The 25,343-nt window shown below is 61.4% G+C and carries 23 protein-coding genes; 18 read left to right on the top strand and 5 right to left on the bottom strand.

Annotated elements, in window-relative coordinates; all coding sequences use genetic code 11:
- The first annotated feature begins 85 nt into the window (after positions 1 to 85).
- Together F455_RS0102075 and F455_RS0102070 are read left to right on the top strand one after the other, a co-directional pair.
- The gene (locus F455_RS0102075) at positions 86 to 955 is read left to right on the top strand and encodes a tryptophan 2,3-dioxygenase (RefSeq protein WP_018971600.1); all 870 of its coding nucleotides are present in this window, start codon (positions 86 to 88) and stop codon (positions 953 to 955) included.
- Between the two features lie 187 nt (positions 956 to 1,142).
- Positions 1,143 to 2,612: a peptide MFS transporter gene (locus tag F455_RS0102070; protein WP_051084146.1), complete on the top strand. Its 1,470-nt coding sequence runs from the start codon at positions 1,143 to 1,145 to the stop codon at positions 2,610 to 2,612.
- An 84-nt stretch (positions 2,613 to 2,696) separates the two neighbouring features.
- Here the strand turns inward: F455_RS0102070 and F455_RS19415 are convergent, their stop codons facing one another.
- On the bottom strand, positions 2,697 to 3,977 hold the full coding sequence (locus F455_RS19415) for a glycoside hydrolase family 5 protein (protein WP_018971598.1): 1,281 nt from the start codon (positions 3,975 to 3,977) through the stop codon (positions 2,697 to 2,699).
- A 123-nt stretch (positions 3,978 to 4,100) separates the two neighbouring features.
- On the opposite strand from F455_RS19415, the gene F455_RS0102060 reads away from it, so the two are divergent.
- Positions 4,101 to 5,069 (top strand): hypothetical protein, encoded by a 969-nt coding sequence (locus F455_RS0102060; RefSeq protein ID WP_018971597.1) that lies wholly within the window; start codon positions 4,101 to 4,103, stop codon positions 5,067 to 5,069.
- Positions 5,070 to 5,098: 29 nt separating this feature from the next.
- On the opposite strand, the gene F455_RS0102055 is transcribed toward F455_RS0102060, so the two are convergent.
- On the bottom strand, positions 5,099 to 5,584 hold the full coding sequence (locus tag F455_RS0102055) for a MarR family winged helix-turn-helix transcriptional regulator (protein ID WP_018971596.1): 486 nt from the start codon (positions 5,582 to 5,584) through the stop codon (positions 5,099 to 5,101).
- Between the two features lie 135 nt (positions 5,585 to 5,719).
- Between F455_RS0102055 and hppD the strand changes: the two genes are divergently transcribed.
- From hppD to F455_RS0102040, 3 genes are read left to right on the top strand one after another with little or no spacing between them, the layout of a single operon-like run.
- Entirely contained in the window at positions 5,720 to 6,823 is a 1,104-nt protein-coding gene (gene hppD / locus F455_RS0102050; protein ID WP_026292979.1) for a 4-hydroxyphenylpyruvate dioxygenase, read from the top strand.
- Positions 6,820 to 8,118 (top strand): homogentisate 1,2-dioxygenase, encoded by a 1,299-nt coding sequence (gene hmgA, locus F455_RS0102045; protein ID WP_018971594.1) that lies wholly within the window; start codon positions 6,820 to 6,822, stop codon positions 8,116 to 8,118. Before hppD ends, hmgA begins: the two co-directional genes overlap by 4 nt.
- A 15-nt stretch (positions 8,119 to 8,133) precedes the next feature.
- Positions 8,134 to 9,132 carry a fumarylacetoacetate hydrolase family protein gene (locus F455_RS0102040; protein ID WP_018971593.1) on the top strand — a complete coding sequence of 333 codons (999 nt, stop codon included), beginning with the start codon at positions 8,134 to 8,136 and terminating at the stop codon, positions 9,130 to 9,132.
- 121 nt (positions 9,133 to 9,253) lie between these two features.
- Here F455_RS0102040 and F455_RS0102035 read toward each other — a convergent pair whose 3' ends face one another.
- Positions 9,254 to 10,366: a PilT/PilU family type 4a pilus ATPase gene (locus F455_RS0102035; RefSeq protein WP_018971592.1), complete on the bottom strand. Its 1,113-nt coding sequence runs from the start codon at positions 10,364 to 10,366 to the stop codon at positions 9,254 to 9,256.
- A gap of 111 nt (positions 10,367 to 10,477) precedes the next feature.
- On the opposite strand from F455_RS0102035, the gene F455_RS19410 reads away from it, so the two are divergent.
- The 8 genes from F455_RS19410 to F455_RS0101995 all read left to right on the top strand — a co-directional run bounded on the left by F455_RS19410 (position 10,478) and on the right by F455_RS0101995 (position 18,817).
- Complete coding sequence (locus F455_RS19410) at positions 10,478 to 10,870, top strand: DUF4398 domain-containing protein (RefSeq protein WP_018971591.1); 393 nt, start codon at positions 10,478 to 10,480, stop codon at positions 10,868 to 10,870.
- Entirely contained in the window at positions 10,867 to 11,838 is a 972-nt protein-coding gene (locus F455_RS0102025; protein WP_018971590.1) for an OmpA family protein, read from the top strand. Before F455_RS19410 ends, F455_RS0102025 begins: the two co-directional genes overlap by 4 nt.
- 252 nt (positions 11,839 to 12,090) lie before the next feature.
- Positions 12,091 to 12,315, top strand: coding sequence for an HP1242/YdcH family protein (locus F455_RS0102020; protein ID WP_018971589.1), 225 nt, complete (start codon positions 12,091 to 12,093; stop codon positions 12,313 to 12,315).
- A 191-nt stretch (positions 12,316 to 12,506) separates the two neighbouring features.
- A complete protein-coding gene (locus F455_RS0102015; protein ID WP_018971588.1) occupies positions 12,507 to 13,877 on the top strand; it encodes a pyridoxal-phosphate dependent enzyme in 1,371 nt (456 codons plus the stop codon).
- Positions 13,878 to 13,952: 75 nt separating this feature from the next.
- Positions 13,953 to 15,116: a trans-sulfuration enzyme family protein gene (locus tag F455_RS0102010; protein WP_020684033.1), complete on the top strand. Its 1,164-nt coding sequence runs from the start codon at positions 13,953 to 13,955 to the stop codon at positions 15,114 to 15,116.
- 71 nt (positions 15,117 to 15,187) lie between these two features.
- Positions 15,188 to 15,943, top strand: coding sequence for an ABC transporter permease (locus tag F455_RS0102005; protein ID WP_018971586.1), 756 nt, complete (start codon positions 15,188 to 15,190; stop codon positions 15,941 to 15,943).
- The gene (locus F455_RS0102000; protein WP_020684032.1) at positions 15,933 to 17,327 is read left to right on the top strand and encodes an ABC transporter ATP-binding protein; all 1,395 of its coding nucleotides are present in this window, start codon (positions 15,933 to 15,935) and stop codon (positions 17,325 to 17,327) included. The genes F455_RS0102005 and F455_RS0102000 overlap by 11 nt, the downstream gene beginning before the upstream one ends.
- Positions 17,324 to 18,817 carry a hypothetical protein gene (locus F455_RS0101995; protein ID WP_157578380.1) on the top strand — a complete coding sequence of 498 codons (1,494 nt, stop codon included), beginning with the start codon at positions 17,324 to 17,326 and terminating at the stop codon, positions 18,815 to 18,817. The genes F455_RS0102000 and F455_RS0101995 overlap by 4 nt, the downstream gene beginning before the upstream one ends.
- A gap of 19 nt (positions 18,818 to 18,836) precedes the next feature.
- On the opposite strand, the gene F455_RS23305 is transcribed toward F455_RS0101995, so the two are convergent.
- Positions 18,837 to 19,136, bottom strand: a complete 300-nt coding sequence (locus F455_RS23305; RefSeq protein WP_157578379.1) for a hypothetical protein — start codon at positions 19,134 to 19,136, stop codon at positions 18,837 to 18,839.
- Here F455_RS23305 and F455_RS0101990 point away from each other — a divergent pair.
- From F455_RS0101990 to F455_RS19400, 3 genes are all read left to right on the top strand, one after another.
- Positions 19,065 to 20,129 (top strand): rhamnosyltransferase WsaF family glycosyltransferase, encoded by a 1,065-nt coding sequence (locus F455_RS0101990; RefSeq protein WP_342662046.1) that lies wholly within the window; start codon positions 19,065 to 19,067, stop codon positions 20,127 to 20,129. The genes F455_RS23305 and F455_RS0101990 overlap by 72 nt on opposite strands.
- Positions 20,129 to 21,298: a glycosyltransferase gene (locus F455_RS19405; RefSeq protein ID WP_018971582.1), complete on the top strand. Its 1,170-nt coding sequence runs from the start codon at positions 20,129 to 20,131 to the stop codon at positions 21,296 to 21,298. Before F455_RS0101990 ends, F455_RS19405 begins: the two co-directional genes overlap by 1 nt.
- Before the next feature lie 159 nt (positions 21,299 to 21,457).
- On the top strand, positions 21,458 to 22,198 hold the full coding sequence (locus F455_RS19400) for a methyltransferase domain-containing protein (RefSeq protein WP_169337273.1): 741 nt from the start codon (positions 21,458 to 21,460) through the stop codon (positions 22,196 to 22,198).
- 53 nt (positions 22,199 to 22,251) lie between these two features.
- On the opposite strand, the gene F455_RS0101975 is transcribed toward F455_RS19400, so the two are convergent.
- Positions 22,252 to 24,183 (bottom strand): hypothetical protein, encoded by a 1,932-nt coding sequence (locus tag F455_RS0101975; RefSeq protein WP_018971580.1) that lies wholly within the window; start codon positions 24,181 to 24,183, stop codon positions 22,252 to 22,254.
- 133 nt (positions 24,184 to 24,316) lie between these two features.
- Between F455_RS0101975 and F455_RS19395 the strand changes: the two genes are divergently transcribed.
- Positions 24,317 to 25,324 carry a glycosyltransferase family 2 protein gene (locus F455_RS19395; protein WP_018971579.1) on the top strand — a complete coding sequence of 336 codons (1,008 nt, stop codon included), beginning with the start codon at positions 24,317 to 24,319 and terminating at the stop codon, positions 25,322 to 25,324.
- Positions 25,325 to 25,343: the final 19 nt, after the last annotated feature.

The following is a 25,343-nucleotide window of genomic DNA, read 5'->3' as shown; positions in this document are numbered from 1 at the left end:
CCCTGCGTCGATTCTCACCACAGAACATGACATCTATCAATGTCATTCGCGTAAATAATTGTAATCGACGCCGGAGCCCCGCCTGATGAGTGCCAGTGATAATCGCCGCGAACTCGAGGCCGGCATCGAAACCGACCTGCGCGACCGGCTCAGCTACGGCGGCTATCTGCAACTCGACAAACTCCTGTCCGCACAGCAGCCGTTGTCGCATCCGCCCCACCATGACGAAATGCTCTTCATCGTCCAGCATCAAGTGTCGGAGCTGTGGCTCAAGCTGATGATTCACGAGCTGAGCGCCGCGATCGAGTGCCTGCGCAGCGATCAGGTCTGGCAGTTCGGCAAGATCGTCGCGCGGGTCAAGCAGGTGCTGCGCCAGCTGACCGAGCAATGGTCGGTGCTGGAGACGCTGACGCCGGCGGAGTATCTCGAATTCCGTGACGTACTCGGGCCGTCTTCGGGATTCCAGTCGCTGCAGTATCGCATCGTCGAATTCCTGCTCGGCAACAAGAACGAGGCGATGCTGCGCGTGTTCGCGCACGACGCGAGCGCGCACGCGCGTCTGCAGGAAGTGCTGCAGGCACCAAGCCTGTACGACGAGTTCCTGCGCTATCTCGCGCGCTGGGGTCATGCCGTGCCGGTGCGTAATCTCCAGCGCGACTGGTCGCAGCCGCACGTGTCCGATCACGAGCTGCTGCCCCTGTTCGAGCGCATTTACGAAGATACCAATCGCTACTGGCGCGAATATGCGCTGTGCGAGGACCTGGTCGACCTGGAAACGCAGTTCCAGCTCTGGCGCTTCCGCCATATGAAGACGGTCGAACGCATCATCGGCTACCGGCGCGGCACGGGCGGGTCCTCGGGTGTCGGCTTTTTGAAAAAAGCGTTGGACCTGACCTTCTTCCCCGAGCTGTTCGAAGTGCGCACGACGATCGGCACGCGCCGCGCGGCGCCGTAATCCATGAGCGAAATCCCGCAGTGCCGCAACGGATTTGTTTGACGGCCTGCGGCGAAGCGGTTACATCTTCGTACTTTCCAGCGCGCTCGATGCGCGAAACGACTCGGAGCAGAACATGGCAGCGACAGGGGCAGCGGGTGCGGGTGTGGCGAGCGGCGATGCGGCCGCCGAGGTCGCGGCGGGGCGAATGACCTTCCCGGAAATGCTCGGCCACCCGCGTCCGCTGTGGCTGCTGTTCATGACCGAGTTTTGGGAGCGCTTCGCGTTCTACGGCATGCGCTGGGCGCTGGCGCTGTACATCGTCGCCCAGTTCTACAACGGCGATGCGACCGGCGAAAAACCGGCGAGCAACATCTACGGCGCCTACCTTGCACTGGTCTACGCGGCTGGCGTGTTCGGTGGCTACATCGCCGACCAGTTGATCGGTCATCAGCGCTCGATCCTGACCGGCGCGATCGTCATGGGCTCGGGCTTATTCGTGATGATGCTACCGAGCATGGACCTGTTCCTCCTCGGCCTCGCCCTCGTCATCATCGGCAACGGCCTGTTCAAGCCGAACATCTCGACCATGGTCGGCCAGCTCTATGCGCAGGGCGACAGCCGGCGCGATGCGGGCTTCACGATCTTCTACATGGGCATCAACGTCGGTGCGATGGTTTCGCCGGTGGTGACGAGCTGGCTGGCGAGCGTGATCACCGCGACGCCGATGCAGCAGAACTACAAAGTCGTGTTCGCTTCCGCCGGCGTCGGCATGGCGATCTGCTGGCTGTGGTTCTGGATCGGGCGGCGGCAGTTGCACGGCGTCGGCCAGTCGGCGCGGACGTCGCTGAGCACGCGCAATCTCGGCCTCGTCGCCGCCTATCTCGTGGTTGGCGTACCGCTGATGTATTTCCTGCTCGCCAAGCTCGGCGCGACGGCGCTGGCCTGGATCCTCGGCATTCTGTTCATCGGCTTGGCCGCGATGCTGCTGATCGAAGGCCTGCGTGAAGGCGCAGTCGCGCGCGACAAAGTGATCGCGATGCTGATCATCTTCGTCTTCAACGTGCTGTTCTGGATGTTCTTCGAGCAGGCCGGATCGTCGTTCAACTTCCTCGCCGAGAAGATTGTCCATCGCGATTTCGGCAGCTGGGAATTCCCGGTCGCCTGGTTCCAGTCGGTCAATTCGTTGGCGATCATCACCCTCGCGCCGATCATCGCTGCGATCTGGGTGTGGCTCGGCAGGCGTAACGCCGAGCCGTCGATCGCGTTCAAGTTCAGCCTCGGCCTGATCTTCAACGGCCTCGCCTTCCTGCTGCTGATGGTTGCGCTGACCCACATGGTCGACGGCGGCAGCAAGATTCCGTTCTGGACCCTGTTCATGGTCTACGTGATCCAGTCGGTCGGCGAGTTGTGCCTGTCGCCGATCGGCCTGTCGATGGTGACCAAGCTGGCGCCGGCGCGCTACGTCGCCTTCGCCATGGGCGGCTGGTTCCTGTCCGTGGCCAACGGCAACAATCTCTCGGGCATTTTTGCCGGCGAAGTCTCGGGCGAAAGCGGCATGACCACGGCGTCGGCGCTGTCGGGCTACACCTTCGGCTTCTGGGCGCTGGTCGGCTCGGGCGCGCTGTTGCTGCTCGTCGCGCCGCTGATCAGCCGGTTGATGCACGGAGTCAAATAACTTCCCCCCGCCTCGGGAGACGCTTCGGCAGGATGGCCGAAGCACACGGCGGAGCCAGGCATAAATATGCCGGCTCACGCATAGCTACTCCGACAAGTCGGTCGTATTTCCTATGCTCTCGGGTTCGACCGTGCGTAGAGGTTGGCCTGGTCCGCAGGCTGTGTCGGCATGGAAATAGTGATCGAAGCTTGCGTTGTAATACTCGACCTCGGACCCCTTGGGCGGTGTCGAGGTCAAGTTGTCGCCGAGCTTGAACATCAGCGGTACGAGATACGCCTGCTTCGCGGTGTCGACGGTCTGCCAATCGTCCTTCAGGATGCCGCCGGTATCTGCGGAGTTCGGATTCCACGACCAGTACGTCCAATGCACGCCGTCGGCGCCGGTTCCGAGACAGCTCGCAAGCGCCGTCAGCCAGTCCCGGTCGGAAGTCGTCTGCAGCTTCGTTCCGAACTCGCCGACGAGCACCGGCGCGACGTTCGTCTTGTGCAGGTAGCGCCACGTCGCGTCCCATAGCGCGGGCAAGTTCGCGGGGTAGTCCGGCGCCGAGAACCACGGCTGCGCATGCACGCTCGCGGGATAGTCGTGGATCGAGTACACGAGGCGGTTCGCCACGTTGAGCCGCACCGGTGCAGCGCTCGCACCGGCAAGGTTGCCGCCCCACCAGTAGTTCCGTCCGTTGTAGCTCTCGACACCTTCGACGACGATCAGCCAGTCCGGATTCGCGGCAAGAATCGCATTGCCGGCGCGCTCGGCCGCGAGCCGCCAATCGCGCGCGAGGTCGCCGCATCCCCAGCACGCCGCGCCATGCGGCTCGTTGTGCAAGTCCGCGCCGATCACCGTGTGGTTGCCCGCGTATCGCGTGGCGAGCATCGTCCAGTCATTGATCCAGCGCGCTTCATCGTACTGCGCGGTGTACCAGAGCTCCGATTGGCCGTTGGCGTCCGGACGATGGCGGTCGAGCAGGATGCGCAGGCCGATCTCGCTTGCGTACGCGACGATCTTGTCCATGATCTGCAATCCGGTGAGTCCGGCGAGATCCGCGTTCTGCGCGAAGTCGATGCCGTTGGGAATGCTGCCGGCGTCGAACAGCTGGTTGCTGTACGGCAGGCGGATCGTGTTGTAACCCTGCGCTTTGATCTGGTCGAGCATCGACTTGTAGCCGCGCGCCCAAAGGCCATGCGGAGCGAAGTTGCTCGTCTCCAAGCCGAACCAGTTGATGCCCGCGAGGCGCAGGGGCTGATTGGCGCTGTCCTCGATGCGGTGGCCGTGGGTGTGCCATGAGCCCGTGCCAACCTCTGCGCCCGCGCTTGTGGACGTGATGCAGGTAAACAGGGCACCGACTGCGAGCACGAGCGCAACGCGCATGAAGATGTCTCCGTCGTGATGTGCGGAGGATGTTACCCCACTGTAAATACGGTATCGTAGGTGCGCGGGTGCAGTCGCTTCAATCCCTGACCAACTACGCGGCATTCGCCGCCTGGAGCGTTTATGCGGATTTCGATGCAGCATGCCTTCGTCGCACGCCTTGGCTTCGCTTTTGCCTTCGCAGCGATCGCCGCCAATGCCGGTGCCGGCAACGACCCACTGGGCTATCGCACGGATCTGTTCGTTGCATCCAACAAGAACGAATGCTCGGGTGTTCCCTCCTGCCTGTCCGCGACCATGGCGAGAGTCGTCGTGCCCGCGAGCAAGAAAAAGGCGGAGCGCTTCGCCTGCCCGGACAGCCATCCCAACCTGTGGGCGTGGGACTCCGCGCAGCACGAGCACGTCACTGTCCAGATGGTCGCGATCGACCGCCGGACGGTGACGGTCGAAGGCGTAAACACCACCTCGACGGTGGGAGAGTTCGAGGTCTCGCTCGGCTGCTCAACCCAGCCTTACGCGGGAAGTGTGGTGCAGCAATCGCGCCACCTGGCGCCGACGCGGTTCATGGGTCACCAGCACAGGTCGGAGGCCCGACAGGCGAGCCCTCCGCTCTCCACTGACACTTCGGTATGCAATGGGATCAGAGAGTGCCAGGTCCAGCCCCAGCCTTGGCAGGACATTGGTCCGTGGGGATCGATAGCGCAGGGCTACACTTGCGTCGGGGCCTATCCGTACGCCAATTACTACACATACATACAAACCGGTTCCCCGTCGATCAGCGCCATGGGGATCGTCCGCGACGTCACCCCGCAAACGTACGACATACTGATGACGAACTGGAATCTGTTTGCGCACGACAAGGTGGAGGTCATCTTGGCCTGCAGCAAGTACAACATCAACGGCGGTTCCTGCGGCGGGGTACAAAGGGACCCAAATTGTCCGGTGATCGGCGGATCCCAACACACTTATTGCAACGGCGGTCCGGTGCCCGTGTGCATCCAGGATTGGAATGAGCGGTGCTCGGCGAACCAGCAGCTCTACCAGTGCACGGACGAGCTCGCGATCACGTGGTGCACGCCCTGTCCCGGTTGAGGTTTGACGGACCGATCGGCCTGTCGATGCTACTTCGCGATCTCCTCCAACTCCGCCTGCCATAAGCGGTCGAGGATGTGGGCGAGCCAGCGCCGTTCCTCGGCGTTGAGGTGGGAGAGCAGGCGCTTCTCGTGTTCGAGTGCGAGCGGCGCCACTTCGGCGTAGACCTTCCAGCCCTTCGCGGTCAGGCCGAGCACCGACCGGCGCTTGTCGTGCTCGGCGGTGCGCCGGCGCACGCGGCCGTCTGCGATCAAGCGTGCGAGCGCGCGGCTGACCGCGACCTTGTCCATCGCCGTGCGCTCGGCGACCTCGCGCGCGGCGATGCCGTCGTAGCTGCCGAGCACGGCCATCGTGCGCCATTCGGCGATCGACAGGCCATAGCGGCTTTCGTACAGATCGGCGATCGCGCGGCTCGCCGTGTTCGACAACACCGACAGGCGATACGGCAGGAACTGCTCGAGTTCGAGGATCGCCTGGTCCGCCGCTATCCGTTTGCCTTGCGCATTCTTCTTCATGCTGCTCGCCGCTTGCAATTAGTTTCAATTGAAACTAGATTAATGCAATCTTTCCCCATTGCAAAGTCGGGCGTGCGCAAGCGCCAGCTGCAGGTCCGACGACAGCCGGGGCTCGCGAGCCCCGCGGAGCCGATTATGAACGCACAGATGCAGACGCATTCCCAACCATCCGGCATGCCGCCGGTGATTTTCGAGAACCCGATGGGCATCGACGGCTTCGAGTTCGTCGAATTCGCCTCGCCGGAGCCTGCGAAACTGCACGAGCTGTTCCGCAACCTCGGTTTCGTCCAGGTGGCGCGGCACAAGACGCGGCCGATCTACAACTATCGCCAGGGCGATTGCACTTTTCTGATCAACGAGGACCCGGACTCGTTCGCCGGCGAATTCGCGCGCAAGCACGGACCGAGCGCGTGTGGTTTCGCGATCCGCGTGTCCAAGCTCGCCGAGTGGGTGCGCGTGCAGGCGCTGAAGAATGGCGCCAAGTCGATCGAGTACAAGGAAACCTCGAAGGCCGTCGCCGCGCCCGTGATCGAGGGCATCGGCGGCTGCATGCTCTATATCGTCGATCGCTACGACGACAAAGGGACGATCCACGATCCGGATTGGGAATGGCTGCCGGGCGCGGAAATGATGCCGCGCGGTTTCGGTCTCACTTTCATCGACCATCTGACCCACAACCTTTACTTCGGCAACATGGCGAAGTGGGCGGACTACTACGAGCGTCTATTCCAGTTCCGCGAGATCCGCTACTTCGACATCAAGGGCGCGAAGACCGGCCTTTTGTCGAAGGCGATGACCGCGCCCGACGGCATGGTGCGCATTCCGCTCAACGAGTCGGCCGATCCGAAGAGCCAGATCAACGAATACCTCGAGCAGTACAACGGCGAGGGCATCCAGCACATCGCCTGCTTCACCGACAACATCTACGAAACGGTCGAGGCGATGCGCGCGCGCGGAATCGAGTTTCTCGACACGCCGAATGCTTATTACAGCGTGATCGACCAGCGCATTCCGCATCACGGCGAAGACATTGCGCGCATGAAGCAGAACAAGATCCTGATCGACGCTGATGTGGAGACGAAGCAGAAGCTGCTGCTGCAGATATTCACCAAGAACTGCGTCGGCCCGATCTTCTTCGAGATCATTCAGCGCAAGGGCAACAGCGGCTTCGGCGAAGGCAATTTCCAGGCGCTGTTCGAGTCGATCGAACGCGAGCAGATGGAGCGCGGGGTGCTGTGAGCGCGCTCGACTATCAATCCGGCTTCGGCAACGAGTTCGCGAGCGAAGCGGTCGCGGGCACGTTGCCCGAAGGCCGAAATTCGCCGCAGCGCGTAGCGCTCGGGCTCTATGCCGAGCAGCTTTCGGGTACGGCATTCACCGCGCCACGCCATGCGAACCGGCGCAGCTGGCTGTACCGCATTCGACCGGCGGCGATGCATCAACCTTTCTCGATGCTGAAAAGTGGAAAATTCCACAACATATTCGACGAGGTCCCGGCGACGCCGAACCAATTGCGTTGGGACCCATGGCCGCTGCCGAGCGCGCCGACCGATTTCGTCGATGGCCTGGTCGCGATCGCCGGCAACGGTACTGCGGCGATGCAGGCCGGCATCGGCGTCCATATCTACGCGGCGAACCGCTCGATGCAGGGGCGCTATTTCTACGATGCCGACGGCGAACTGCTGATCGTGCCGCAGCTCGGCCGCCTGCGTTTGGCGACCGAATTCGGCGCAATCGAAGTCGAGCCGCAGGAAATCGCGGTGATCCCGCGCGGCGTGCGCTTTCGCGTCGAACTGCTCGATGGTGAAGCACGTGGCTACGTCGCGGAGAATTTCGGCGCGATGTTGCGCTTGCCCGATCTTGGCCCGATCGGTTCGAACTGCCTCGCCAACGCGCGCGATTTCCTCACGCCGGTCGCAGCCTACGAAGATGTCGACGGCGAATTCGAGCTGATTGCGAAATTCCAGGGTCATCTCTGGTCGGCGAAGATCGATCATTCGCCGCTCGATGTCGTCGCCTGGCACGGCAATTACGCGCCGTACAAATACGATCTGCGCCGCTTCAACACGATCGGTTCGATCTCCTACGATCATCCCGATCCGTCGATCTTCACCGTGCTGACTTCGCCGAGCGACACGCCCGGCACGGCGAACATGGATTTCGTCATCTTCCCGCCGCGCTGGCTCGTGGCCGAAGACACGTTCCGCCCGCCGTGGTTCCATCGCAACATCGCGAGCGAATTCATGGGCCTCGTGCACGGCGCCTACGATGCGAAGGCCGGCGGCTTCGTCCCCGGCGGCGCGAGCCTGCACAATTCGATGAGCGGCCACGGTCCCGATGCGGCCAGCTTCGACAAGGCGAGCGCAGCCGATACGACCAAGCCCGACCATATCGTCGACACCATGGCCTTCATGTTCGAGACGCGCGCGGTGATCAGGCCGACGAAACAGGCGCTGGAGTCGGCGCAATTGCAGCCCGATTATCATCAATGCTGGCAAGGGTTGGAGAAACATTTCCGCCCGCCGCAGAAATAACAGGGATATCCATCGATGAAACTTGCAAGCCTGAAGGAAGGCGGCCGCGACGGCACGCTCATCGTCGTCAGTCGCGATCTTTCGCGTGCCGTGCGCGCGACCGATATCGCCCACACGCTGCAACGCGCGCTCGAGGACTGGCATAACGCCGCGCCGCGCCTGCATCGCGTCTACGAGCTGCTCAACGACGCGACGCGCGCGCAGACGATCAACGGCGAGAGCGTGTTCGTGCTCGATGCGGCGGCACTCGCCGCGCCGTTGCCGCGTAGTTACGAGTTCGTCGACGGCAGCGCCTATCTGCCGCACGTCGAGCGCGTGCGCCGCGCGCGCGGCGCCGAGGTGCCGGAGAGCTTCTACACCGATCCGCTCATGTACCACGCCGTCGGCGCGGGCTTCTACGGACCGCGCGACGCGGTGCGCGTGACCAGCGAGGACTACGGCATCGACCTTGAAGCCGAAGTCGTCGTCGTCACCGACGACGTGCCGATGGCGGTGACGATCGCGCAGGCCGCCGAGCATATCCAGCTGGTCGGTCTGGTCAACGACGTGAGCCTGCGCAATCTGATTCCGGGCGAGCTGGCGAAGGGCTTCGGCTTCCTGCAATCGAAGCCGCGCTCGGCGCTGTCGCCGGTGTTCGTCACGCCGGACGAACTCGGTGACGCGTGGAAGAGTTCGAAGGTGCATCTGGCGCTGACCACGCACATCAACGGCAAGTTGTTCGGCCAGCCCGAAGCGGGCGAGGACATGCAGTTCTCGTTCGCCGACCTCGTCGCGCATGCGGCGAAGACGCGGCCGCTGTCGGCCGGCACGATCGTCGGCTCGGGCACGATCGCGAATCAGGACGAATCGAAAGGCGCATCCTGCCTTGCCGAGAAGCGCACGCTCGAGACGATCCGCGACGGCAAGCCGTCGACGCCATTCCTCAAGTTCGGTGACAGCGTGCGTATCGAGATGTTCGACCGCGCGGGCGCGAACGTGTTCGGCTCGATTGAGCAGAAGATCGAAAAAGCCTGAGGGGTCGAAGCTTCTATTGCGAAGTGCGGCCAGCGATGGCCGCTTTTTTGACTTTTCGCATTCACGGACGAATGCACAGATATACCGAAGTGCGGCCAAGGATCGATCGCACGAACACCGCCTACAAATTCGGCATCTCGAACGAGTCGAGCATCGGCAGGTGCATGTCCTCGGTGCCTTCGCCGAGACGGATCTTGAGCGCGAGGCCGTCGCGCGAGTCGGCTTTCGACAGCGCCTCTTCTAGGTCGATGCGGCCGTCGCGGTAGAGTCGGAGCAGCGACTGATCGAAGGTCTGGGTGCCTTCGGACAAGCTGCGGTCCATCGCTTCCTTGATCTCGTGCACCTGGCCGCGGCGGATCATGTCGCGGATCAGCGGCGTGTTGATCAGCACTTCGACGGCGGGCAGACGCTGACCGTCTACGCCGACGACGAGGCGCTGGGCGATGATGCCGCGCAGGTTGAGTGCGAGGTTCAGCAGCGTGTTGCGGTGCGCGGCCTCGGGGAAGAAGTTGAGGATGCGCTCGAGCGCTTGGTCGGCGTTGTTCGAGTGCAGCGTGGCCAGGCAAAGATGGCCGGTTTCGGAGAAGGCGATCGCCGCCTCCATCGTCTCCGAGTCGCGGATCTCGCCGATCATGATCACATCGGGCGCTTCGCGCATCGCGTTCTTCAGCGCATCGTGGAAACTGTGCGTATCGAAGCCGACCTCGCGCTGATTGACGATCGATTTCTTGTGGCTATGCAGGTATTCGATCGGGTCCTCGATCGTGAGGATGTGGCCCGCCATGCTCGTGTTGCGATGGTCGACCATCGCGGCGAGCGTGGTCGATTTGCCCGAACCGGTCGAGCCGACGGCGAGCACGAGTCCGCGCGGCTCCATGATCAGGTCCTTGAGCACGAGCGGCAATTGCAGTTCTTCGACGCTTGGCACGACGGCCTTGATCGCGCGGATCACCAGGCCGATCTCGCCGCGCTGCTTGAAGATGTTGACGCGGAAGCGGCCCACGTCCTTGAGTTGGGTGACGAGGTTCATCTCCAGATCGCGCTCGAACCGCATGATCTGGTTTTCGTCCATCATCGAGTAGGCGATGCGCTTGGCCAGACCGGCTGGCATCGCGGCGGTGCCCAGCGGCGTCAGCACGCCGGAAATCTTGATGTTGATTGGAGCGCCCGTGGACAGAAACAGGTCCGAAGCGTTCTTCTCGTTCATCAATTTGAGGAAATAGCCGATATCCACGCTGAGTCTTGCCCCTGTCGTTGCGATGCCGATGCGGTCGTTGCCATTGTGCCTGCGCTTTGTGGACAATGCGCGAACCGACTTCGAGCTTTTGAACCCCTGCGGAATGATATGACAATCCTGCGTGCCATGGCCCTGTCCGGGTTCTCGATTTTTGTGATCTGCGTCGCGGGCTGCGCGCAGACCAAGCCACCACTCGCAGAGATGCAGGAGGCTACGCGACGCGTGGACAGCGCGCGCGAGGCCGGCGCCTCGATCTACGCATCCGCAGAGCTGCGCATGGCGCAGGAGCGTCTCGGCCAAGCACGCGGGGCGATGAAGCAGGAAGATTACGACGTGGCCGCGCAGTTCGCCGACGAGGCGCAGGTGGCCGGCGATCTCGCTCAGGCCAAGACCCGGCTGGGCAAGGCGCGCGAGCGCGTCGACGCGCGTATGCGCGAGAACACACAATTGCGCAACGACCTGTCGATACCGGCCGAGGCGAAGCAGGAGGGGTTTCAGTGAAAGCCGCGATGGATGGTTCGAGGTTCGGGATTCGACCGCTGCGTCGCGTCGCTTTCTTGCTGCTGCTGGCGCTTGCCGGCACGGCCTGGGCGCAAAAAGATGACCCCGACTACGATCGATTGCGCGGCAGCCTCAACCAGTTGATCGGCGATCGCACGCTCGGCGGCCTGGCGCCGGCAGAAGTCGCATTGGCCGAGCAGGCGCTGGCCAATCTCGCCGAGTTCGGCGGCAAGCGCAAGCTACACGACCACTACGTTTTCCTCGCCGAGCGCCGCATCGATATCGCCTACGCCGCGGCGCAGGCGGTGGTGCAGGAGCGCAAGATCCAGACACTCGACCGCGAGCACGATCAGATCCTGATCGCCGCAAGCCGGCGCGATGCGGAACAGGCACGCCTCGAGCTCGAGCGTCAGCGCATCCAGAGCCTCGCCCAGCAGGAAGAGGCCGATCGCCTGCGCGCCGAGGCCGACGAGGCACGCGAGACCAGCGCGCAGACGACCAAGCAGGCCGAAACCGCAAAGAAACAAGCGGCGCAGGCGCGTAAGCTCGCCGATGCGCAGGCGCGCGAGGCGGAGCTGGCGCGCAAGGAGGCCGAATTGCTCGCCGCGAGCGGGGCCAAGCCGCCGCCCGGCGCCGGCAAACCCGCGGCGCCGGCGGCCAAATCGGTCGCGCCAATTGCACTCGGCGAGGCTGCCTTTGCGCCTGGCCAGGCCGCACTCAAGCCAGCCGGCAGCGCTCAGATCGCCAAGATCGCCGCGGCCGCCGCGGGCAAGTCCGTGCATATCGAGGCGTACGCCAACGACGGCGGCGGAGCCAAAGCCAACCAGGCCCTGTCACAGCTGCGCGCGCAGGCGGTTCGCGACGCCTTGGTCGCCGCCGGCGTCCCAGCCAAGCGCATCAGCGCGGTCGGTGCCGGCGCCAAGAGCGGTGCTTCACGCGGGGCAGTGGCCAGCTTTTCCGACCGCTGAACCCCGGGCATTTTGCGGGTTGCGCGAGCGCCGGCAAAGGAGTAGCGTGGGGTTGCCGTTCCGTCCTCAGCGGGCCGGCAGCCGAGCCCATGAGTGCAGCCTTCGCCTTCCATTGCGCCTGCACTTCACCCGCCGCGGTGAAGCGTAGCTGGCATGCACCCTTCGCTCCTTCCTTGACCCTGCACACCCCCACGTTCCGGCCCCGCGGCCGGAGCGGCGTCGGCGTGCACCCCTGAAAGAGGAGATTGGCCGATGTTCGAAGACCGTCAGAAAAGCGAAATCGATGCCCTGCTGGCCAGCGACACGGAGTTTCGCGACCTGTACCGGCATCACAAGGATCTCGACAAGAAAGTGCACGACGCCGAAATAGGCGTGCTGCCGATGGACAGCATGACCCTGATGACCATGAAGCGCGAAAAGTTGCGCACCAAGGACCGTCTCACCGAGCTGTGGGACCGCCATCAGTCGTTGCACTGACCGGCGATCACCACACACAAAACCGGGCTTTCCCGGTGGATCGCAGGGGCTTGCTTGATCGATAGCGCCCCTGTGGTCCGTAACCCCCAAGGCGCCCCGCGCGCGACCGCAAAGGCCCGGCGCGCTTAGTCCTGTATCATATTCGGCCCAGTCGCCGGCTCCTGTGCCGGTACCTGCATACAGGAGTCTTCATGGCCGTACACCGCAGCGTGCTCGAACTGATCGGCGAGACGCCGATCGTCCAGGCGCAACGCCTCGACGCGGGTCCGTGCGAGCTGTATTTCAAGCTCGAAAGCGCCAACCCCGGTGGCTCGATCAAGGATCGTATCGGCCTGTCGATGATCGAAGCCGCGGAAAAGGCCGGCAAGATCAAGCCCGGCGACACGCTGGTCGAAGGCACCGCGGGCAACACCGGCATCGGCCTTGCGCTCGTCGCTCAGCAGAAGGGCTACCGGTTGATCCTCGTCGTGCCCGACAAGATGAGCCGCGAGAAGATCTTCAATTTGAAGGCGATGGGTGCCGAGGTCGTGCTGACGCGTTCGGACGTGGCCAAGGGCCATCCGCAGTACTACCAGGATCTGGCTCAGCAGATCGCCGACGACACGCCGGGCGCATACTTCATCAACCAGTTCGGCAATCCCGACAACCCGCGTGCGCACGAGGAAGGCACCGGCCCCGAGATCCTGCGCCAGATGGACGGCAAACTCGACGCGATCGTGTTCGGCTGCGGCTCCTCAGGCACGATGACCGGCCTGTCGCGATACTTCGCCAAGGCGGCGCCGAACGTCGAGTTGGTCCTTGCCGACCCGGTCGGCTCGATCCTCGCCCAGTACATCAATGAGGGTACGCTTTCGACCAAGTCGGCGAGCTGGATGGTCGAGGGCATCGGCGAGGATTTCCTGCCGTCGATCTCCGATTTCTCGCGCGTGAAGAAGGCGTATGCGATCACCGACAAGGAAAGCTTCCTTGCCGCGCGCGAGCTGCTCGCGAAGGAAGGCATCTTCGGCGGCTCGTCCACCGGCACGCTGACCGCCGCGGCGCTCAAGTACTGCCGCGCGCAGACGACGAAGAAGCGCGTGCTCGTTTTCGTCTGCGACACCGGCAACAAATACCTGTCGAAGATGTACAACGACTACTGGATGCTCGACAACGGCTTCCTCGAGCGCGAGCATTACGGCGACCTGCGCGATCTGATCTTGCGCCCCTACTCGCAGCGCGACACTGTCGTCGTCGGCCCGGCCGAACCGCTCGTCACCGCCTACCAGCGCATGAAGCTGTACGACGTGTCGCAACTGCCGGTGATGGACGGCGATGCGATCGTCGGCATCGTCGACGAATCCGACGTGCTGTTGCACGTCTACGGCGACGAGTCAAAATTCCGCGATCCGGTCTCGACCGCGATGGTCGGCAAGCTGCAGAAGCTCGACGTCAAATCGCCGATCGAGGCGCTGCTGCCGGTGTTCGATGCCGGCCACGTTGCCATCGTCGTGGACGGTGACAAGTTCCTCGGTCTGATCACGCGTATCGATCTGCTCAACTATCTGCGCAGACGCGTGCAGTAATTTTTGAGATCGTCCCCGATCACGAGAACCAAAAGCAGTCATCCCTGATTGCACTTTCCAAAAAAAAGCACATCCATGACAAAGTCAGTGAAATCTCTCGGCCTCGGTACGCGCGCAATCCACGCCGGCCAGCACCCCGATCCCTCGACCGGCGCGATCATGACGCCGATCTACGCGACCTCGACCTATGTGCAGTCGAGCCCGGGCGTGCACAAAGGCTACGAGTACAGCCGCACGCAGAATCCGACGCGCATGGCCTATGAGCGTTGCGTCGCCGACCTCGAAGGCGGCACGCGCGGCTATGCGTTTGCGTCCGGCCTCGCCGCAGCGAGTACGGTGCTCGACCTTCTCGACTCGGGCAGTCACGTCATCGCGATGAACGATCTCTACGGCGGCAGTTACCGCCTGTTCGAGCGCGTGCGCCGGCGTTCCGCCGGATTGGATTTCACGTTTCTCGACTTGAACGATCAGGCTGCGTTGAAAGCGGCGCTCAAGCCGAACACGCGCATGATCTGGGCCGAGACGCCGACCAATCCGATGCTGACTCTGGTCGATCTCGCCAAGGTTGGCGCATTCGCGAAGAAGCACGGACTGATCTTCGTCGTCGACAACACGTTCTGCTCGCCGATGCTGCAACGTCCGCTCGAATACGGCGCGCATCTGGTGCTGCATTCGGCGACGAAATATCTCAACGGCCATTCCGACATGGTCGGCGGCATCGTCGTCGCCGGCGACGACAAGGAACTCGCCGAGCAGATGGCGTTCCTGCACAACTCGGTCGGTGCGATCGCGGGGCCGTTCGACGCCTTCCTCGCGATGCGCGGCCTGAAGACGCTGCATCTGCGCATGCGCGCGCATTGCGCGAGCGCACAGGAACTCGCCAGCTGGGTGGAAAAACATCCCGCGGTCGAACGCGTGATCTATCCGGGCCTGAAGTCGCACCGGCAGCATGCGCTCGCGAAGAAACAGATGGACGGCCCGGGCGGGATCATCTCGGTCGAGGTCAAGGGCGGTCTGCGCAAGGCGCGCCGCGTGCTCGAGCGCTGCCATCTGTTTGCGCTGGCCGAATCGCTCGGCGGCGTCGAAAGCCTGATCGAGCATCCGGCGATCATGACTCACGCCTCGATTCCTCCGGCGAACCGCAAGCAGCTCGGCATCAGTGACGGCCTGATCCGGTTGTCCGTCGGTGTCGAAGACGTGAGCGACCTGCGCGCCGAGCTTTCCGCCGCGCTCGCCTGATGGATCGGAGTAGTCTGCGCGTGAACTCGAGGAATTCGATACTCGTCCCCGCTTGGAATCCGTATCGCTCGATGGTGGTCGAGTTGTCGAAGCGCGAGGTACTCGGGCGCTATCGCGGCGCGCTGCTCGGAGTGGTCTGGTCTGTCCTCGCGCCGTTCGTGATGCTTGGGGTGTATTCGATCGCCTTTGGCCATATATTGAAATCGCGCTGGCCCGGCGTCGATTCGACAAGTGAATTCGTCCTGATCATTTTCGTCGGCCTGATAACGCACGGGTTCTTGGCCGAATGTCTCAACCGCGCCCCGATGCTGGTTACGTCGAATCCAGCATACGTCAAGCGTGTGGTTTTCCCCCTGGAGATCCTGCCATGGCCGTTGGTGATTGCTTCGGCATTTCATTTCCTGGCGAATCTCCTTGTGCTCGCGATCGGGTTGCTCGTGGTGCATGGGGCGATTCCCCTCACTTTCCTGCTCGCTCCGCTGGTGTTTTTGCCGATGGCGATCGTCGCGCTCGGCTTCGCATGGTGGCTGGGTGCGCTCAGCGTCTATTTCCGCGACATCGGACAGATGATGCCGGTTGTCACCACGGCGATGCTGTTTATTTCCTCGACGATCATGCCCGTGGGTCTTGTGCCGGCTGAGTATCAGATTTATTTCAAGATGAACCCGATTACCCTGATCGTCGACCAGCTTCGCATCGTGACGCTGCAGGGCGGCCTGCCAGATTGGACTGCGTTGGCCGTGTACTGCGCATTGGCGATCGTTTTCGCGCTGTCGGGATTCGCCTGGTTCCAGAAAGCTAGAACGGGGTTTGCCGATGTCCTCTGACGTGTGTATCGCAGCCCAGGGGCTAGGCAAGAAGTATCAGATCTACGCCAAGCCGCACCATCGGCTTCTGGACATGCTGAGCCCTTCGGCCGAGCGCGGACGCGCTTTCTGGGCGTTGCGCGACGTGGATTTTTCCATCAAGAAGGGCGAAACGGTGGGTATCGTCGGCCGCAACGGTTCCGGCAAGTCCACCTTGCTGCAGATCGTCAGCGGCACGGTTTCCCCCTCGGAAGGTTCGGTGGAGGTCGTCGGCCGGGTGGCGGCGCTGCTCGAACTGGGCACCGGATTCAACCCCGAGTTCACTGGCCGCGAGAACATCCGGTTGAATGCCGCGGTGCTGGGACTCGAAGGGGCTCTGATCGACAGCCGCATGCAGGCGATACTGGACTTCGCCGACATAGGAGAGTTCGTCGACGAGCCGGTTCGCACTTATTCAAGCGGCATGTACATCCGGCTCGCTTTTGCCGTCGCGATCAGCGTGAATCCCGATGTGCTGATCATCGACGAAGCGCTGTCTGTCGGCGACGAAGCGTTCCAGCGCAAGTGCTTCGCACGCATCGAGCAGATGAAGCGTGATGGCGCGACGATTCTTTTCGTCTCGCATTCGGCGAGTATGGTCACGCAACTGTGTGATCGCGCAATCCTGCTGGACGGCGGGCGCCGGATCATGACCGGCGAACCAAAGGCGGTGGTGGCGCGCTACCAGAAGTTGATCAACGCGCCTGCGGCTGAGCGCGCGGCCATCCTCGAGCAGATTTGCAAAGACGATGCGCGCATGGCGGATGAATTGCCTCTTGCACTGGAGGACCCCGTGTTGAGCGAAGTCGACGGCGCCGAGATACCGCTCAGCAAGATCAGCCGGTCGGAGTCCACGCATTGGCTCGACGCGAACATGAAGCCGGCCAGCACCTTGGAATACGCGTCGCTGGGCGCACGCATCCTCGCCCCGCATCTGGAAACCGACGCCGGCGAGGCCGTCAATGTCCTCTCGCCGAGGAAGACCTATGTGTATTGTTACGACGTCGAGTTCGACCGCGACGTCGAGCGCGTCCATTTCGGCATGATGGTCAAGTCGGTGAGCGGCGTAGAACTGTCTGGGATGGCTTCGCACGCGCATGGCGACGCCATTCCCCTGGTCCGCGCCGGCAGCCGGATTCGGGTGCAGTTCGAATTGGCGGCGCTGATGGTGCCGGGGACGTATTTCCTGAATGCCGGGGTCATGGGTGTCGTAAACGGTCAGAGCGACGTATTCGTGCATCGCATTGTCGATGCCGTGATGTTCCGCATCGATTCCACTCAAACAAACAGGCGGTTAGACGGATTCTTCGACATCAGTGTCGAGCCGGCAGTAAGACTCACCTTGATTCCCAGTGAAGCTCGATGACAACTTTGGCCACCACCACATCGGATACGAACGGCCGCAAGCTCGCCGTTCTCGTCGTAGGCTCTCCACGCAGCGGAACGTCTGCCGTATCGCACATGCTCAGCCGGCTCGGAATGGAGTTCGGTGATCCCTCCACTTTCGTCAGCCCGGAGGAGAACTCGCACAATCCGATTTTCTTCGAGCAGGTCGAATTGAATGCGATCAATGATGAAATCCTGGCCGAACTCGGCGGCAGTTTCATCGACTGCGATGTCATTCCGGCTCAGTCGGACTTCACCGATGAACTGTGCGCGAAGTTCCAGCCACGCGTTTCCGCATTCCTCGCCGACACTTATTCTGGATCGGCGCGAATTGGTCTCAAGGATCCGCGATTCTGCTTCACGCTTCCGCTGTGGTGCTCGTTGCTGCGCGAGTCCGGTTTTGAACTCCAATGCGTTATCACCAGACGCGCCAACGAAGCGGTTGTCGCATCGAACGCGCAGGTAAATCGAGTCCTTGAACCGGAGCACAATCGCAGAATCGCCGTTCTGTCGTCGTTGGCGGCCAGCTATTTCGTCAGATCCCATCCTTGGGTTGCCGTTGATTTCGATATGCTGCTCGACGATCCCCGAGGGGTAGCGAAACAGCTGGGTGAATTCGTGGGCAGCGATCCGAGCCTGGTTGAGGCTGCCAGCAGCGTGATTGAACCTAGGCTGCGCCACATTCCAGGACGACGGGGGCGAGGTGCCGTTCCGCTCGACGAATGGGTTGCCGACAATGCAAATGCGTACTCTGTCGTGCTCAAGATGATGAAAGCGACAGGGTTGTCGAATCTTCTCCAGGCCAGTCGTGTCCAGCACAAGAATTGGATGCAGCGGGCGCTGACGGCCGAGCAGGATGTGCGCCATGGTCAGGTCGTGACGCAAGCCGCCGTGGTTCTCGCCGGACAAGAATGGCGGGCATCGATGGATTTCGCGAGTGCCGTCATCAGCCAGCGAATGCGCGATTTGGAGCACGCGGTTTTCGAGGGGGTGCGTCGCGAGGCCGAGCTGAAAGGGTGTATGGAGCAACTCGATCAGTATCGCCAGGACATCGCCGCAGCGGAACACCGGCTGACGGAGATGGCGGACATACACGCGCGTTTGGCTGGCGAGTTGTCCGCGACTGCGAAGGAACGCGATCTCCTGCAGGAGCAAGTGGTCGGACTGGAATCAAGTCTCGCGCTGGCGACCGAACGCGAACATACGCAGGCTTTGGGGCGCCAGGAAATTGCCGAACAACTTGCGCACGAACAAGCAGCCGTCGCGGCAAGTAAACAGGAATTGGAGAAGCTTCAGATCTCGCATGACCGTGCGCGCGACGCGGCCCTTGCGATGCGGCGCACACTGGACGAAATGCTGGGCAGCAACCCTCGCACGGCAACGGCAGAGCCGAACAACGATGAAGCATCTTCTGAAGCCGATTCACGATCCCGATCGTTCTTGAGCCGCTTGCTCGGACGCAAATCCTGATCAAGGAACAAGAATGCACTCAATCAAGAATATCCCCGCTTACTACCGCGACTACGGGCTGATCGCCGTGATCAGGCACGCCTTTCGCGTCGTCTTCGGAGCGGCACAGCAAAAGGCAGAGGGGCTGGCCCGGGTCGTCGCCGAAGTCGGCGCCGCGCCTACGGCGGACGCCATTGTCGAGGCTCGTTTCGGGCAACTGCGAGCGCTGCAGGTCGTGCGTGTGCCCGCGGGCCCGCCACGCGTCAACATGATCACCGATTCGGTCAATGCCGGAAGCCTGTTCGGCGGTGTCGGCACGGCGTTGATTCTCGCCGCGCAACGCGCAAATGCCTTGAACGCGCAGCTGCGCATCGTCACCCGGACGGAGGCGCCCAATCCGCGCGGCGTATACCGTGTGCTTACCGCCAACGGCATCGCGACGAAGCTAAATCCCGAGATTGCCCATGTGCCGTTGGCGGATGCGAACGCGTTTCTCGACGTGCATGACAATGACGAATTCATCACGACGTCGTGGTGGACGACGAATTCCACTCTGCGCAGTATCGCTCCCGAGCGAGTTACCTATTTGCTGCAGGAGGACGAGCGCATGTTCTATCCGCTCGGCGACGACTGGGTACGTTGTCACGAGACCCTGGCGCGCCCCGACATCCGCTTCCTCATCAATACGAAGCTGCTCTATGACCACCTGATCGGCAGCGGGCTTCGCAACATCGCCGAGTGTGCGACCTGGTTCGAGCCGGCTTTTCCCGACGCGGTATTCCACGCCGCGCCGCGCGAACCCGGTTCGAAATCGAGATTGTGTTTTTACGCCAGGCCGAACAACCTGCGCAACCTGTTCTATCGCGGCATCGAACTGCTCAACGAGGCGCTGCTGCGCGGCGTGCTCGATCCCGACCAATGGGAAATCGTCTTCGTCGGCAAAGACATCCCGCGGCTGTCGCTTGCCTGCGGTTGCGAGCCGCGCGTGCTCGGGACCATGGAGTGGGACGAATACGCCAACTTCCTGCGCAGCGTGGATCTCGGCGTATATCTGATGAGCACCCCGCATCCAAGCTATCCGCCGCTCGATCTTGCAGCGTCGGGGGGCGTGGTGCTGACCAACCAGTTTGGCTCCAAGACAGATCTCTCTCACTACTCCGAAAACATCGTCGTTGCGCCGTTGGAACTGGAGCAACTGCTTGCGGGCTTGCAGCATGCTGTGGATTTGACCCGAAACGATGAGCGGCGTGAACGCAACTATGCGAGCAGTGGCCTGGGCCGCAGCTGGAGGAGCGCGTTTGCGCATTGCCGGTTCGCCGGAGACGAGGGCTGATGTTTTTCATCGATACGCCGCCGCGCGACTATTCCGATCCCTGGTCGGAAGATTTCTGGTCCCGCTTCGCCACGTTTCGCAAAGGGTCGCATCGCGTCGCCTATTTTTACGAAAAGGCGGACAACAGCACGTTTCGTTATCGCGCCTACAACATGGTGCAGACGCTTGCCGATTCGACGAGCGACGTTTCGGCCGGATACTTTTTCCCGAGCGACGGCAGTGGCCGCATCGATTCCGTTCTCAAGCTGGCCGATACGGTCGTGCTTTGCCGCATGCGCTACGACGCCAACATCAGCCATATCGTCGCCCGTGCCCGATCGATGGGCAAGACCGTTCTCTACGATGTGGACGACCTCGTATTCGATACCGACCTGACCCATCTCATCTTGGGCACGCTGGCGCAGGACTTCAAACATCCCGGTGTCTGGGATCACTGGTTCGCGTACATCTCGCGCATCGGCACGACGTTGCGCATGTGCGATGCGGCGATCACGACCAACCCGTTTCTCGCCCGGCGCATCACCGAATTCAGCGGCAAGCCGGTATTCATCGTGCCGAACTACATGAACCGGCAACAGCTGGAGTTCTCCGCGGCGTTGTACGAAGACAAGCGCGCGCGAGCATTTCAGCGCAACGGCCGGTGTCATATCGGTTACTTCAGCGGCACTCCCACGCACAAGCGCGACTTCGATCTCGCCGTGCCGGCGCTGGCGTCGTTGCTCGAACGTTACGATCACGCGAGGCTGTTCATCGTCGGCTATCTTTCGCTTCCGCCGATGCTGGAACGTTTTAAAGATCGGACCGAGATTTATCCATTGCACGATTTCGTCAATCTGCAGCGGATCATTTCGCTCGTGGAAATCAATGTCGTCCCCTTGGTCGACAACGTTTTCACGAACTGCAAGTCGGAACTGAAGTATTTCGAGGCGGCCGCCGTGGGATGCTTGACCGTGGCGAGTCCGACTTCAACGTATTCCGCGGCGATCGAACCCGGAGTCAACGGCTGGCTGTCGTCGAGCCTGGAATGGGAGTCCGTTCTTGAAAACGCGATCGGTGATTTCGACAAGCATCTCGATATGATGCAGGCGACGCGGGACAAAGCCGTGGGCGCCTACTCAGGTTCGGCGATGCTGAATGCGATTCTCGCCGCGGTGACGTGGAGGCGCTGATGGTTCGTGGCCATCGCAACACCTTCATTGAAAGGCAGTACCATGCCGAATAGAGATGAAAGCATTCTGTCGGGGCTAGATCTCAAGCGAATGATCGGAGCCGAGATTGGTCCTCTGGACCGACCGTTGGTTCAGAGGTCGGATGCGGGAAGCGGGCGCGTGATCTACGTGGATCATTGCGACACAACGGAGCTGAGAAGAAGATGGGCGTCGGACCCGAACGTCGATGAAGCTAAGATAGAGGTAGATGCGGTATGGCGATCGAATCCGCTTCGCGAGTCGATCGCTGCTGTCGCCGGTGCCGATACTCGCCTCGACTACGTGATTGCATCGCACGTGATCGAGCACGTTCCCAACCTCATCGGTTGGCTGCAGGAGCTCTCGGGTGTGTTGAAGGAGCGGGGATCCTTGCGTTTGGCTGTGCCGGATAAGCGCTATACCTTCGACATACTCCGGAACACCACGACGCTGGCGGAGGTTTTCGATGGGCACGTGCGCCAGCGCAAAGTTCCTTCGTCTTCGAGAGTGCTCGACTTCGCGCTCAATTCCGTAGAGGTCGATTGCCAGAAAGCCTGGCGAAATGGGCTCGACCTCGCCAGCTTGCGTCATATGTACACTCACGAGCGGGCAATCCGCCTGGCGCAGGAGGCGGAGCACAACGGCACTTATCACGACGTGCATTGCTGGGTGTTCACTCCGGCGTCCTTCGCCTCACTCATGCTCGAACTCGCGCGCGACGGATTGCTCGAATTTGGTTGCGAGCGCTTGGTCGTGACCCAGCGCGATACGTTTGAATTCTTTGTCCATATGACACATTCACCCGATCCGACGGAGCGGGTGAGGAGTTGGCAGATCGTTGCGGAAGCCGAACAGAAGCAGGACTTTTCCGCTATTGGTTGACGGCAACCTCCCGGCGTTTGCGCGTCGGAGTCGCGGCTGCCGGGTGAACGTCGTCAGCGCGATGTCGCTAGCATCAAGCGATCGCCCCGATAAACCCAGGCCATCGGATACCCGCGCGCGTCGATAGTGAACTCTGGATCGATCGTGGGAAAATCGACGTAGTGCTGTGTCGCAGCGGATCGGTTGAGCACATAGTAATCAGCGTCAGTACTCAGTGCCGGATTTGGAAATTTCGGCTGCGTGTCCGCCTGTATCGTCGGATGCACCCATCCCCCCGGATAGAGGGTGTGTATGCGCAATTGCTCGCATGGAACGTCCGCTAGACGATGATCGGGCGAGGCGACGCAACGGGCAACCAATTCTTTACCCGCTTGCATCAATTCTTCGCCCCAGCCAGTCCACGACGGATTCAGCACCCCGGGGCGCGGCACAGGATCGGGATAGTTGGCCCAAAACGGGCGAAACGTCGCGGACAGTGGCGCGAAGGGCAGTATCTCCATTATGAATGCGACGCAGAACGTCAGTGCCAGCGCCCTGCCGGCCGTTGTCCTTGCCGCGGCGATATGGCTGATCAAAGGGGCCGCCAGATAAAGGTAGATAGGTAGAATCGCGACCCCCAAATATCTGCTCAATATCGGTACCCCGTTTATGATTGCGACTAAAGTCAGCAACAGGCCGACCAGTACGAGAAAGCCGAGGCCCGGAATGGAGCCTTGTACCTTGCGGGATCGATACCCGAGAACTAGGCCAAGCCATAGTGCGCTGGGAATCGCGCACACGAATATCGTTGCACTGTAGATGACATATTCGAGGTAATGCTGAGGAAGATTGCTTGCGCCAAAATGCAGAACCAGGCCATTGAAGGCGAACGAATTCTGCAATCGCGGAATGTTGCTGGCCAGCATCGGTGCGTAGTACGGATGTACCGAATATACCCCGACGGCGCCAACGACAAAGATTGCGGCAAGGACGGGGTACAAATTCAAACTGCGTGATCTCGCTTGCAGTTCCGCGAATAATTTCTGGTTGTCGAAATACACCAACAAAATAACCGCGAGGATCAGCGTGAATATCGTTACGACTGAAAAGATTGCCAGATGATCGTAGGGGTTTGAGCTTTTGAACAGGAATATCGCTGGAAGCACCAACCATGAGCTGATTGGGGCGAGCGTGGTGGTCCAATATCCTTCGGGGAGATCGTTGGAGGTGCAGGCTGCGTAGAGCAGGCCAAGCAACAACGAGCACGCGATGCTGGCGGAAATTGAATACAGCAGGACGCGCACCGCATGCGTCCAGGGTGCGGCATTGGAGGTTCTCGCTGCGAGCAGCGCATTTCCCATGAGGGTCAGCAGAAGCAGCGGTGAGGAACTGATTTTTTCGGCGGCAGCCAGCGTGGCGACGATTACGGCGAAATATCCCAGCCTTTTGTTGTTGGACTGAAGTGCTTTTGCGACGAGCAGGACTGCAAGAACGCCACCAAACAATGCAACTGCATCGTAATTGAACACCTTCAACGCGAGTTGATCGATCGGCAACAGCAGAAGCATCGCGAGAAAAATGGATTCCGCGCGCGCGCGCAGCTCGGCGCAGGGTGAATCAATCGATGCCGCACAATAGTGTGCTATTGCCGCAAGAATCGAGGCGGAAAGCAGCCAGTGCAGTGCTTTCAGGATCTGGATTGAATCCTCGAGGGAAATCCCACGCCAGCTGGCGAGCTTGGCGATTGGCAACAAAATTGCCGGGGTCGTATGAAATGTGACTGCCATCCATTGCATGAGGATGAACTTGCCGTCGCTCGCGAGGGCTGCAGTCAGGCCTGTTTCGTCTATCGTGAGAAATTGCGTTGTTTCGGATATCGAATACGCGGCGGCAAACCATAGTGAAATGATTTCTACGCTGATCCCCGGCAGCGATCGGCCGAATGAAACTTTGAGGCGCGTGAGATACCAGAACAGAATCAAGAGGGTGGCGGTGACGTATTCCATACTACTCATTCGTGCGAACCCCTCTTGACCTTATTTAGCATGATAACAACCGTATACTTGGCCGCACCAGCCAGCTAGTCGCTTTTGCCGAAGCTGGCGTTTCCCGAGCAAGGGCGAATCGGAACGAGCCTAGATGCGTTTGACTGCAGTGGTCATCAATTTCAATACGGCAGCATACACATGGAGCTGCGTGGCCAGTCTGCGCGAGGAGCCAGAAATTACCCGCATCCTGGTGCTGGACAACGGCTCGGCGGAGAATGATCTGGCCGAGTTGACGCGTTTCATAGCAGATGAGCCGCGCGCGGAAATGGTCCGGCTTGAATCCAATCTCGGGTTCGCCGAAGGCAGCAACGCGGGAATTCGCGCGGCGCTCGCATCACGCGATTGTGACGGCGTATTGTTCTTGAACAGCGATGCGCAACTCGTACCCGGTTCCGTTGCGCCCATGTTGGATTTATTCTCTGCCGGTCCAAACATCGGCCTCGTCGGCGGACGCATGATCAAACCGTCGGGTGCGATAGATTCGCTCGGTATCGCGTTTTACGCCTCTTGCCTCGCATCGAACCGGATGACGACAGGCGACCGTTTTTTTGGTCCGACCGGCGGTTGTGCGATCTACCGCCGCGAATTGCTCGAGGCGTTACAGGCCGAGCATGGCCACATGTTCGACTCCGAGTTTTTCTGCTATGCGGAAGACACGGATGTCGCGGCGCGTGCGCTGCTGCTCGGCTACCGGCCGGCGTATTTCGACGGCGTCGTCGCTCGCCACGAGGGCCAGGTCAGCAGCGGCGGCGGCTTCAGCGATTTTGTGCTGTATCACGGCATTCGCAACTCCGTCTGGGTGTTGATAAAGTGCGTGCCCTGGCCCGTGTTGCTGCTCTGCAGTCCTTTGATCGTGGCGTTACATATCGCCATTGCGGTTCGTCACAGCCTGCGCGGCAAGGTGCGAGTAGTTTTCAGGCTTTACCGCGATGCGTTGCGCGGAATGCCGGCGATGCTGCGCAAGCGGCGCACGATCCAATCCCGCAAGGCGATTCGCGGCAGGGCATTTCTTCGATACATGACTCCGCGCTTCTACGATGCCGACTATCTCTCCGGTGCAATTCGGCAGTTGTTTTCGCATGGCTCGTTGTCGCGCTGATTCGTCGACGGGATTTCAG

It is taken from the genome of Rudaea cellulosilytica DSM 22992, assembly GCF_000378125.1.
Classification (GTDB): domain Bacteria; phylum Pseudomonadota; class Gammaproteobacteria; order Xanthomonadales; family Rhodanobacteraceae; genus Rudaea; species Rudaea cellulosilytica.
Note: the sequence above shows the minus strand (reverse complement) of the source record. Positions and strands in the feature narration are given on the sequence as shown.